The following is an 11,768-nucleotide window of genomic DNA, read 5'->3' as shown; positions in this document are numbered from 1 at the left end:
GGCAACATGCCGGCGCCAACATCGATCCGATCGCCCCGTCCGATAGTGCCAAAACCGGGCTGCCAGCGCGAGCCGAGACCCCCGCCGGTGCGCGAACGCAAGCTGGCTAGAATGTCCCCATGTCACGACGCCTGCGATTGCTGTTCACCGCCCTGACCCTGGCCGCATTGCTGTGGCTGCTGTTCGCCGCCGCCGAACGTGCGTTGGCGCTGGCCCAGCGTTTCCTCGAACTGCCGACCTGGCTGCAATGGACCCTGGGCGGCGTGTTGCTGGTGTTCGTCGCCGCGGGCGTCAGCGTGCTGTGGTGGTTGCTGCGCCCCCGGCGCAAGCGGCGGCCGTTGCCGGTACCCGATCGCGGCAGCCTGGAACAGCGCATCGGCCAGTTGCGCGAGCACGGCGCGGATACCGGCGCGCTGGCGTCCGAACTGGGCGAACTCGATCGCCGCCGCGCCAGCGCCCGCGTCTACGTGGCGCTGTTCGGCGAAATCTCCACCGGCAAATCCAGCCTGATCCGCGCGCTGGCACCGCAGGCGCACGTCGCCAGCGACGTGCGCGGCGGCACCACCCGCGCCGTGGACCATTACGACGGCACGCTCGCCGACGGGCGCAGCCTGGTGCTGGCCGACGTGCCGGGCAGCCGCGAAAACGGCGGCGAGGCGCACGAAACTCTCGCACGCGAGGAAGCGCTGCGGGCGCACGCGGTGATCTATCTGTGCGCCGGCGACCTCAACCGGGCCCAGGCCGACGAACTGCGCTGGCTGGCCGACTTCGGCAAGCCCCTGTTGCTGGTATTGAACAAGGCCGACCAGTGGAGCGACGCCGAACGGGACACGTTGCTGGAGCGCCTGCGCCGGCATGGGCGAGGCGTCGCCAGTGCGGTGCTGGCGATCAGCGCCGGCGGCAGCGAGCGCTACCAGCGCCAACTGGCCGATGGCAGCACCGAGTCGGTGGAACGCCAGCGCAAGCCGTCGATCGAACCGCTGCTGCAGGCACTGGCGCGGATCACCGCACCCGGTGCGGAGGGGTTGGAGGACATGCGCGAGAACGCCGTACTGGCTGGCCTGCACCAGCGCACCAGCATGCTCGAAGCACGGACCCGGGCCGAAGCCGCCGAGCAGATCGTGCGCAAGTACGCGCGCCGCGCCATCGTCGGCGCGCTGGCCGCGGTGGCGCCGGGCAGCGACCTGGTGATCCAGGGCGTGCTGGCCACCGGCCTCACCCGCGCGCTGGCCGAACTCTACGGCGTGAAAGTCAGCGAGGTGCAGATCGAGGATTTCGTGCAGCAGGCGAAGCTCACCCTGCGCAGCGGCAGTTCGATCGTGCTGGCCGTGGCCGGCAACGCACTGAAGGCGTTCCCCGGCCTGGGCACGTTGGGCGGCGGCGTGCTGCACGCATTTGCCTACGCGCTGATCTTCGACTCGATGGGCCGCGCGCTGGCCGCCTCGCTGGCCGAACGCCACAGCCTGGACCAGGACGACGCCGGCGCCCGCCTCAAGGAACTGCTCGCCGACGCCGGCGGCAACCGCCTGCGCCAGCTGGCCGCGCTGACGATGGATGCGGTGCGCGAGCGCGCGGATTGAGGTGCCGCGCACGGTGTGTGCTGCAGTTGAACCCCCATGACTTGAAAGAGAAGCTCAAGTGCAGAGCGGTCGATCGCCTTCGGCGACCGAGTCACTTTTCTCTTGCGTGGCCAAGAGAAAAGTAACCAAAAGAGAAGGCCACCCCGCTTGGCGCTTGTTGGGCATCCTGCCCAACAAGTTCGTGAGCCGGGGCCGGGCTTTTCGAGCGGGCTCCTGCCCGCGCGAAAAGGCGTTGCCATCCCTGGCAACGCCCGCTGCGCGGCCTGTCGACCCCGACTCACCGCCGCACAAGGGACCCCGGGTAAAGCAGCGGGCCTTCCTGGCCCGCACTCGGTGATAAAGCTGAAAGGCAAAGGCAAAAGCCAGAGCCGAAGCAAAAGCGGGTCGCCGCCGCTTTGCTCTTGATCCGGCTCTTCTGAAAAGTGCGGGCCACGATGGCCCGCTGCTCTACCCGGGGCCCCTCTGCAGCGGCGGGCGGGTGGAGGATCAGCCCGCAGGGTGGCTTGCATGGATGCAAGCCAGTTTGGCGTCAGGGCAGGATGCCCTGTCGACAAACCCCGTAACCCGACCGCGAACCTTGCGGACAGGATGTCCGCAAGGCGCGGAAGCGGGGTGGCCTCTCTTTGGGCCACGTTTCTCTGGCCACTCAGAGAAAGGTGGCTCGGCTGCCGTAGGCAGACGAAAGCTCTGGCTCCTGATGCTTTCCGCTCCAAAGGTCTTTCAGCAAGCGCCAGAAACCCCTACGGCGTGCCCGCGAACGCGGCGCGCAGCCAGTCATGCATCAGGCGGTAGCTGCGCGTGGCGGCGCGTTCGTCGTAGCGGCAGCCGGGCGAGTTCTCGCCGACTTCGGTGAAGCAGTGCACGGCGTGGCCGATCACCACGAACTGCCAGTCGGCCGGGCTCAGGCGCATCTCGTCCATGAACTTGTCCGCGTCCGGCATGGTGCCCTTGTCGTCGGCTCCGTTCATCGCCAGCACGCGGGCCTTGATGTTCTTCGCCAGCGCCGGGTTGTCGGTGTCCAGCCCGCCGTGGAACGACACCACCGCGGCGACATCGGCACCGCTGCGGGCCAGGTCGAGCACGGCCGAGCCGCCGAAGCAGAAGCCGATCGCGCCCAGCTTCTTCAGGTCGATCGGTGCGCCCGCCGCCTGCGCCTTCAACTGGTCCAGCGCCACGTTGATCCGCTTGCGCATCAGCGCGCGGTCGCCGTAGAGCGGCTTCACCGCGGCCTGCGCCTGCGCCGCATTGCCCACCTGGGGGCGCACGCTGGCGCCGTACATGTCGGTGAGCAGGATCACGTAATCCTTGCCGGCGATCATTTCGGCCTTCTTTACGGCCACATCGTTGATGCCATACCAGTTCGGCACCATCACCAGGCCTGGCCGCTGCGCGGTCGAGGCATCGTCGTACACCAGTACGCTGTGGAAGCGGATGCCGTCCTGGGTCCATTCGACCGGACGGTGCACCATCTTCGCCTCCAGGGCGAAGCTCGAACCGGCAAGCAGCAGCAGGCAGCAGAGTCGGGAGATGCGCATGATGATTCTCCGTGGGTTGATTGACGCGGATTGATTGACCCCTCCTCTGCGAGCAGAGGGAGGAGCAAGGTTTCAATACCCGGCAGCGTGTTCCGAAAGTCGCCGCTTCAACGGCGCAAGGCGATCCAGCACACACACGCCGAGTCCTCGCGCGGCCACCAGCGCCGGCGATTGCCATGCATAGACCCGCGCCAGTGCGTCGAAGCCCAGCGCGTCCAGCGTGTCGGCGCTGCGCCGGCGGCGTGCGTAGCGGCGCAACACGTGAACCGCGCCGATGTCGCGACCGGCGGCGCGGGCGTCGACCAGCACGTCGCGCAGTTCGGCCACGTCGCGCAGGCCCAGGTTCACGCCCTGCCCGGCCAGCGGATGCACTGCATGCGCCGCGTCGCCCAGCAGCACGAGGCGCTCCGCCTGGTAACGCTCGGCCAGCTGCAGCTTGAGCGGAAACGCGGCGCGCGGCGTGCTGGCGATGACCCGGCCCAGCCGGAAGTCGCTGGCCACGCCCAGTTCATCGAGGAACGCGGGCTCGTCCAGCGTCAGGACCCGCCGGGCCTCGGCTTCCGGCAACGACCACACGATCGAGCTGCGACCGTCGGCCAACGGCAACAGGGCCAGCGGGCCGCCGGGCAGGAAACGCTGCCACGCGGTGGCCTGGTGCGGTCGTTCGGTCGTCACGTGCGCCACCACCGCGCGCTGCGCGTAATCGCGGCCACGGGTGCCGATGCCGGCGAGCCGGCGCAGCGGCGAAGCAGCGCCATCGGCGGCCACCAGCAGGGCCGCCGACAGGGTTTCCCCACCGGCCAACTCCAGCTGGATGCGACCCTCGCGCGCCTCGAACGCCGTCACCTCGGCGGGGCAGATCACCCGCACGCCGGCCGACTGCAGGGCCTGCCACAGCGTCCACTGCACCAGCGAGTTCTCGACGATATGGCCGAGCAGGTCGCGTCCTTCGCTGGCGGCGTCGAAGTCGATCGACGCACCGCTTTCCGCGTCCCAGACGTGCATGTGGACATACGGCGCCGCGCGCGCCTTGCGAATGGACGTCCAGACGTCCAGGTCATCCAGCAGGGCCACCGAGGACGGCGCCAGCCCGACCACGCGCAGGTCCACCTCGGCCCGTGCATCCCACGCAGCCGGCGCGCGCGCCTCCAGCAGGGCCGTGCTGAAGCCTGCGCGGGCCAGCGCCAGCGCGGTGGCGGCACCGGCCATGCCGCCACCGACCACCGCCACGTCCAGCGCGGGTGGACGACGCCGGGACGCCAGTTCCTGGACGGGTGCAGTCATGGCAGGCGCTCCAGCACCGCTCGTGGCGGCTCACCGCGGAATCCCATGCCCCGCCGCGCCAGCGCCCGTTGCAGCGGCGGCAGCCGGTCGCACGCCAGCAACGCCAGCGAACGCAGCGGCGCCAGCAACGGCTGCTCCAGGCAGGCGAGCCGGACCAGCCCGTGGCTCATCGCCATGGTGCCCTCGCGATCCGGCGCGCGGCGCGCCGCGTAGGCCGCGAGCAGGGCGGGATCGCCCGGATCGGTCGCCGCCGTGACCAGCTCGGCCAGGGTCAACGCGTCACGCAAGCCCAGGTTGAACCCTTGCGCGCCGATCGGATGCACCGTCTGCGCGGCATTGCCGACCAGCACTGCGTGCGGTGCGACGAGCTGCGTGGCGGCCACGCGATGGATCGCGTAAGGATGGCGCTTGCCCGGCCGCGTCAGGCGACCCAGCCGCCAGCCGAAGCGACGCTGGGCCAGGTCGAGGAAGCCGATATCGTCCAGCGCGGCCACCGCGTCGGCTTCATCCGCCGAAACGGTGAGCACCAATCCGCAGCGACGCTCGGCCAGCGGCAGCAAGGCAATCGGGCCGTCATCGGAAAAGCGCTCGAAGGCGCGGTTCGCGTGCGCGCGTTCGGGCGTGACCGTGCACACGAACAGGCTTTGCCGGTAATCGTGATGCCCGGCCTCGATGCCGAGCCGGTCGCGCACGAACGAATGCGTGCCGTCGGCGCCGACCAGCAGCGGTGTATCGATGCTGCGCGGGCCGTCCGCCGTGTCGATCCGGGCGCGCCAGCCATCGGCCAACGGCTCCAGCGCGGACAGCGTCGCGGGAGCGAGCCGGGTCAGCCGGGTGCATTCGTCGAGCCGTCGCAGCAGGGCGGCGCCCAGCTCGCGTGCCGGCAAGGTCCAGCCCAGTGCGTCGACGCCCTGCTTGTCGGCGTCGATGCGGGCGCTGCCGAATTCACCGGCACGACTGACCCGGATGTGCCGGATCGGCGTGGCGCGGGCAGCGGCGTGACGCCAGACACCGATCGCGTCGAGCCCGTTGACGGTGGCCCTGGCCAGCGCGAGGTTGCGTTCATCGTAGCTGGGCTGGGCATCGGCGCGCGGTGCCGCCGTCTCGACCAGGGTGGCAGCGACGCCGGCGGCATCCAGCGCGATCGCCAGGCTGGCGCCGACCAGGCCACCGCCGACGATGAGTACGCCTGACCCGCCCGAGGCGGGAGATTCGGAGACATTCATGCGGCGATGATACGCGCTGGCGCCGCCTGTGTTGCATTGCATTGGGCTAGACTAGCGGTCTATATCCAGACGTCCACATGGAGCTCACCATGGTCAAGACCATGACCCAACGCCTCGGCATCTTCCTGGCACTCGCCGCGGTGATGGCGGTTACCCGCATCCACCTGTCCCTGCTCCATCACAGCGTGGACGACGCGTCGTGGGCGATTTTCTTCCTTGCCGGTTTCTGGCTGCGCGGCGAAGGCCGCTGGGCCGGCCTTCGCTGGGCGTTCCCCTTGCTGATGGCCGAGGCGGTGCTGGTCGACTATCTGGTGATCAGCGGCCAGGGCCTCGATTTCTGGAGCCATTACTGCGTCTCGGCGGCCTACTGGTTCCTGGTTCCGTCCTACCTCAGCCTGTGGCTGGGCGGCAGCTGGCTGGCGAAGCACCAGGCAGGCCTGCGCCTGCACACGCTCGGCATGGCCGTGGTGGCGCTGCTGGTCAGCTGGACCGCGTGCTACCTGTTGTCGAATGGCAGCTTCTACTGGCTCAGCGACAGCGTGCCGCTGCCGCGCAACTTCGCGGCCTGGTTCGCCAACCTGGGTGACTGGTACCTGCCGTTCCTGCAGACCACGGCGCTCTATGTCGGCGTCGGGGCCGTGCTGCACGTGCTGGCGATCCAGATCGCCAGGACGATGCATGCCGACCAAGCCAAGCTGCCACGCTGAGCGGCGCGCCGGACAACGATGGGCAACCGACTTTCGAAAATCTATACCCGCACCGGCGACGACGGCAGCACCGGGCTCGGTGACGGCTCCCGGGTCGGCAAGGATTCGCTGCGCGTCAATGCCTACGGCACGGTGGACGAACTCAACAGCACGATCGGCATGCTGCTGGCCGCCGACGGGGTCACCGACGAGGTGCGCGAGGCGCTGACCCAGGTGCAGCACGACCTGTTCGACCTGGGTGGCGAGTTGTGCATTCCCGGCATGGCCATGGTCGAGGACAGCGACATCAGCCGGCTGGAGTCGATCCTGGATGAACTCAACGAACCGCTGCCGCCGCTGAAGGAATTCATCCTGCCCGGCGGCGGCATGGCCGCGGCCTGCGGCCATCTGGCGCGCACGGTGTGCCGCCGCGCCGAGCGCGAGGTGATCGCGCTGGCCCGGGTGGAAGAGGTTCGCGGCCAGCCGCAGCGCTATCTGAATCGCCTGTCCGACCTGCTGTTCGTGATCTCGCGCGTGCTGGCGCGTGCCAGCGGCCACGGCGAAGTGCTGTGGCAGCACGAGCGCCGGCGCAAGCCCAAGCCGACCGTCTGAATCGCTGCATGCTGCGGCTGTACACGCACCCCGCCTGCCTGCAGCACGACCCCGGTCCGGGCCACGTCGAGCGACCGTCGCGGCTGCGCGCGGTGTTGCAGGCGCTGGATCACGACCGCTTCGCCGCGCTCGATCGCATCGAGGCGCCGCCGGTCACCCGCGAACAGCTGCTGCGCGTGCATGGTGCCGCCCACGTGGCGGAAATACTGGCCGGCCCGCCTCCCGGCGAAATGCTGGCGCTGGACCAGGACACGGTGATGGGCGCCGGCTCGACCGACGCGGCGTTGCGCGCTGCCGGCGCGGTGGTGGCGGCGGTCGACGCGGTGCTGGGCGGCACGACCCGGCGCGTGTTCTGCGCGGTGCGTCCGCCGGGCCACCATGCCACCGCCGATCGCTCGATGGGTTTCTGCCTGTTCAACAACATCGCGGTGGCCGCGGCCCACGCGCTGGCCTTGCACAAGCTGAAACGGGTGGCGATCGCCGATTTCGACGTGCACCACGGCAACGGCAGCCAGGACATCTTCGAGCGCGAACCGCGTGTGCTGTTCGCCTCCAGCCACCAGTCGCCGCTGTATCCGGACAGCGGTTACGAGGACGAGCGCGGCGTCGGCAACATCGTCAACGGCACGCTCTCGCCCGGCGCCGGCTCGCACGAGTTCCGCGAACTGTGGGACGGTGTGTTGCTGCCGCGGTTGCATGCGTTCAAGCCGCAACTGGTGCTGATCTCGGCCGGTTTCGACGCCCATCGCAACGATCCCCTGGCCGACATCCGGCTGGGCAGCGAGGACTATGCATGGATCACCGAACGACTGGTGGCGCTGGCTGAAGCGCACGCCGGCGGGCGGCTGGTTTCCTCGCTGGAAGGCGGCTACGACCTGGCGGCGCTGGCGGCCAGCAGCAGTGCGCACGTCGCCGCGCTGATGGACTGAAGGCCTCCGCCAATCCGGTGGCAGGCCTTCGCACGCTGAATCCCGACGGCTTTCTACTAACCAGCATCTGCCGCCGAGAGGGGCTTTCTGTTAGCTTAACGAGCCTTCGAAGCCGGCAGATTTCCCGTGACGCGCAAGCTACCTCCACGCCGCCTGTTGGCGGTTGCCGCCGCACTCGCCCTGGTCGGCGGTCAGGCCGACGCCAGCAACGGCCAGAGCCCTGCCACCCGCGACGCCTCCGGAGCAGCCGACCTGGCCTGCCCGCTGGGCTCGTTCCACTGCGCCCCGCGTCCACTCGACTACGCGATGTGCCGCCCGAACGCCCTGCTGGAGTTCTACGACCCCGGCCTGATGCGGGACAGCAGCCTGCGCGACAGCAGCCCGACCCAGGTGCAGGCGCAGCATGTGGACAGCTCCAACCAGTCGGTCTACCACCTGAGCGGCGACGTGCGGCTGGAGCGGGCCGATCAGCTGTTGCGCGCCGATCGCATCGACTACAACAACGGCAGCACCGACTACGACGCGAGCGGCAACGTGCGCTATCAGGACGCGGGGCAGCTGCTGGCCGCCTCGCACATGCGCGGCAACACCAATGCCAGCCACGGCGTCGCCAACGATGTGCGCTACCAGATGCTCGAAGCGCGCGGCAATGGCACCGCCAGCCAGGGCCAGATGCTGGACGCGCAGCACACGCGCTACTCGCAGGCCACCTACTCCACCTGCGACGTGGGTCATCACGTGTGGGAATTCCGCGCCAGGTCGATCACCATCGACAAGGTCAACGGCGTCGGCGTGGCGCGCGACGCCACCATGCGCGTGGGCAAGGTGCCGTTCCTGTACCTGCCGTATTTCAGCTTTCCCATCGATGACCGGCGCAAGAGCGGCTTCCTGTACCCGACCATCGGCCACAGCGGACGCTCGGGCTACGAAATCAGCACGCCCTACTACCTCAACCTGGCGCCGAACTACGACGCCACGCTGGACCCCCGCTACTACAGCGCACGGGGTGCGATGCTGGGCGGCGAATTCCGCTACCTGGTGCCCGGCAGCACCGGCCAGCTCAACGCGCAGTACGTGCCCAGGGATCATGGCGAGAACGACGGGCTGGCCGACACCCGGGGGGATTCACGCTATCTGGTGCAGTTCTCCGACAGCACGCAATTGTGGAAGGGCTGGCAGTTCGTCAGCTCGTACAACCACGCCTCGGACGCCAGCTACCTGTACGACTTCGGCGACAGCCTGAGCCACAGCGCGATCTATACGCTGTCATCCAACGCCGCACTGGTGGGTTCAGGCAAGTGGTGGAACGCCGCGGTCGGCGGCACGATCTACCAGAACGTCAATCCGTTCATCACCGACCGCGGGTTGCCGTACAAGCAGTTGCCGTATGCCCGCTTCGGCATGGACGTGCCGTTGTCACGCTGGCTGGAGTTCGGCCTCGACAGCGAGGCGGTCGCCTTCCGCAAGAACGGCTATGTCGAGGGCCAGCGCGAGGACCTCTATCCGTACCTCGCCGCCGATTTCGGCAGTTCGGCGTGGTTCGTGCGACCGAAGGTGGCCTGGCGTTACACCGCCTACCAGCTCGATGGTGGCTACCAGGATTACGGTTATTCCGGCCTGCTGGCCAGCGGTGCCAGCACGCCGTTCACCGACGAGTCGCCGAGCCGCTCGTTGCCGGTGGTCAGCCTGGACTCGGGGCTGGTGTTCGATCGGGCAGCGTCACTGTTCGGCCACAGCTACACGCAGACCCTGGAACCGCGGCTGTACTACCTGTACGTGCCGTATCGCAACCAGGACAACCTGCCGCTGTTCGACACCAACGCGATGACGTTCGACTACTGGCAGCTGTTCTCGCCGAACCGCTTCTCCGGTGCCGACCGGCAGATGGACGCGAACAACCTCACCGGGGCGCTCACCACGCGTCTGCTCGACGAGGGCGGCGTGGAGCGGCTGTCGGCCAGCCTTGGCCAGATCCACTATTTCAGCCCGCAACGGGTGCAGCTGGCGCGCGGCCAGAACAGCGTGGTGCCCCCCACCGACTGGACCCGCTCGGACTACGTGGCCCAGCTCGACATCCGCCTGAATGACCGCTGGCGCCTCGCCAGCTCGTACCAGTGGAGCCCGAACAGCCGGCTCACCGACATGGGCATGCTGGAACTGCAGCGCCGGATCGGCACGGACGGCATCTTCAACTTCTCCTACCGCTATCGTCGAGGCCTGCTGGAACAATACAACGCTTCCGTGGTCTACCCGGTGTCGGAACGCTGGCGGCTGGTGGGCGCGTGGACGTACTCGGTGAAGGATCGCCAGAGCATTGACGCGCTGGCCGGCGTGGAATACGACAGCTGCTGCGTGTCGCTGCGCCTGGTCGGTCGCAGCTACGTCAACCAGGCGTATTACGGTTTTGGCCCGATCGCGACGGCCGGCAGGCCCGATCGGCGGGACAACGCGGTGATGTTCGAAGTGGTGTTCAAGGGCCTGGGTTCCACCGGTGGCCAGATCGACCCCCTGCTGCGCCGTGATATTCTCGGCTATCAATAAACACACTCGCTGCGGCGACCAGGCTTTCCACTGATGAAGCAAACCTTCGCATCCCTTCTGCTCGCGCTTGCGATCATCCTGCCCGCTCACGCCCAGTTGCTGACCCCGACTGCGCCGGCCAGCCAGCCGCTGGACCGGATCGTGGCCGTGGTCAACGAAGACGTGATCCTGCAGAGCCAGCTGAACGACGCCGTGCTCTCGGTGCAGCAGCAGTACGCCGGCCATACCGACCAACTGCCGCCGATGAACGTGCTGCAGCAGCAGGTACTGAACCGGCTGGTGCTGATGCGCCTGCAGGTGCAGAAGGCGCAGGACCAGGGCATTCGGGTGTCCGACGCCGACATCGATCAGGCCATCCAGGGTGTGGCGCAGCAGAACAATCTCAGCCCCGACCAGTTGCGTACCGAGGTCGAGCGCAGCGGCAGCAGCTTCGCGGCCTTCCGCGAGCAGATCGGTGACCAGATCACGGTGCAGCGCCTGCACCAGAGCGTGGTGCAGGACTCCGTGTCGGTGACCGACAGCGAGATTGACAACCTGCTCAGCAGCCCGACCTACAAGTCCGGCGAAGTGCACCTGGCGCATATCCAGATCAGCATTCCCGCCGGCGGCGACGCCGCGGCCATCCAGGCCAGCCAGGCCAAGGCCGAGGCGGCAATGGCCGCGATCAAGGGCGGCATGGACTTCAACGCGGCCGCGATCCGCTATTCCGATGCTTCGGATGCGCTGGAAGGTGGTGACCTCGGCTGGCGCCGGCTGGACGAGATTCCGCCCGCGTTCGCCGACACCATCGCCACCATGAAGCCCGGCGACGTCAGCCCCGCCCTGCGCGGTCCGACCGGTTTCCACATCCTCAAGCTGGTCGACCAGCGCGACAGCAGCCGCAAGATGGTCACCGAGCTGCATGCCCGGCAGATCCTGATCCGTCCCAGCGAGCTGGTGACGCCGGAGCAGGCCGAGCAGAAGGCGCGCGACCTGTACCAGCGCATCGTCGACAAGCACGAGGACTTCGCTGCCCTGGCCAAGGAATATTCGAAGGACGACACCTCGGCCAACGTCGGCGGTGACATGGGCTGGTTCCCCAAGGATGCCTGGGGCAAGACCATCGCCAACCAGCTGGACCAGTTGAAGGACAACGAGGTATCCAAGCCGTTCCAGAGCGAAGCCGGCTGGCACATCCTGCAACGCCTCGGCGAGCGCCAGAGCGACCAGACGGTGCAGATCGCCCGCGACCAGGCACGCCAGGCGATCGGCACCCGCAAGTCCGAGCAGGCATACGAAGACTATCTGCGCGACCTGCGTTCCAACGCCTACATCAACGTGCTGGTACCCGAGCTGCGCAGCGCGGACGACCAGTCCGCCAAGTCGCCGTAAGCGC

The 11,768-nt window shown here is 68.3% G+C and carries 9 protein-coding genes; 6 read left to right on the top strand and 3 right to left on the bottom strand.

The window, feature by feature from the left end; genetic code table 11:
- Positions 1 to 119 precede the first annotated feature (119 nt).
- Complete coding sequence (locus ABNK63_RS03625; protein ID WP_350016718.1) at positions 120 to 1,580, top strand: GTPase; 1,461 nt, start codon at positions 120 to 122, stop codon at positions 1,578 to 1,580.
- A 740-nt stretch (positions 1,581 to 2,320) separates the two neighbouring features.
- Here ABNK63_RS03625 and ABNK63_RS03620 read toward each other — a convergent pair.
- The 3 genes from ABNK63_RS03620 to ubiH form a co-directional block, all read right to left on the bottom strand.
- Complete coding sequence (locus ABNK63_RS03620; protein ID WP_350016717.1) at positions 2,321 to 3,115, bottom strand: dienelactone hydrolase family protein; 795 nt, start codon at positions 3,113 to 3,115, stop codon at positions 2,321 to 2,323.
- Positions 3,116 to 3,187: 72 nt separating this feature from the next.
- A complete protein-coding gene (locus tag ABNK63_RS03615; protein ID WP_350016716.1) occupies positions 3,188 to 4,399 on the bottom strand; it encodes a UbiH/UbiF/VisC/COQ6 family ubiquinone biosynthesis hydroxylase in 1,212 nt (403 codons plus the stop codon).
- Entirely contained in the window at positions 4,396 to 5,625 is a 1,230-nt protein-coding gene (gene ubiH, locus ABNK63_RS03610; protein ID WP_350016715.1) for a 2-octaprenyl-6-methoxyphenyl hydroxylase, read from the bottom strand. Before ubiH ends, ABNK63_RS03615 begins: the two co-directional genes overlap by 4 nt.
- Before the next feature lie 89 nt (positions 5,626 to 5,714).
- On the opposite strand from ubiH, the gene ABNK63_RS03605 reads away from it, so the two are divergent.
- The 5 genes from ABNK63_RS03605 (at position 5,715) to ABNK63_RS03585 (ending at position 11,764) form a co-directional block, all read left to right on the top strand.
- Positions 5,715 to 6,332 (top strand): hypothetical protein, encoded by a 618-nt coding sequence (locus tag ABNK63_RS03605; RefSeq protein ID WP_040673509.1) that lies wholly within the window; start codon positions 5,715 to 5,717, stop codon positions 6,330 to 6,332.
- Positions 6,333 to 6,350: 18 nt separating this feature from the next.
- A complete protein-coding gene (locus tag ABNK63_RS03600) occupies positions 6,351 to 6,923 on the top strand; it encodes a cob(I)yrinic acid a,c-diamide adenosyltransferase (RefSeq protein ID WP_007809429.1) in 573 nt (190 codons plus the stop codon).
- An 11-nt stretch (positions 6,924 to 6,934) separates the two neighbouring features.
- Complete coding sequence (locus tag ABNK63_RS03595; protein WP_202946806.1) at positions 6,935 to 7,852, top strand: histone deacetylase family protein; 918 nt, start codon at positions 6,935 to 6,937, stop codon at positions 7,850 to 7,852.
- A 126-nt stretch (positions 7,853 to 7,978) separates the two neighbouring features.
- Positions 7,979 to 10,393: an LPS assembly protein LptD gene (lptD, locus tag ABNK63_RS03590; protein WP_040673500.1), complete on the top strand. Its 2,415-nt coding sequence runs from the start codon at positions 7,979 to 7,981 to the stop codon at positions 10,391 to 10,393.
- Between the two features lie 33 nt (positions 10,394 to 10,426).
- Positions 10,427 to 11,764 carry a peptidylprolyl isomerase gene (locus tag ABNK63_RS03585; protein WP_007809423.1) on the top strand — a complete coding sequence of 446 codons (1,338 nt, stop codon included), beginning with the start codon at positions 10,427 to 10,429 and terminating at the stop codon, positions 11,762 to 11,764.
- Positions 11,765 to 11,768: the final 4 nt, after the last annotated feature.

This window comes from Rhodanobacter sp. IGA1.0 (assembly GCF_040208325.1).
In the GTDB taxonomy this organism is placed as follows: Bacteria; Pseudomonadota; Gammaproteobacteria; order Xanthomonadales; family Rhodanobacteraceae; genus Rhodanobacter; species Rhodanobacter spathiphylli.
This window is presented reverse-complemented; position numbering and strand designations above follow the sequence as displayed.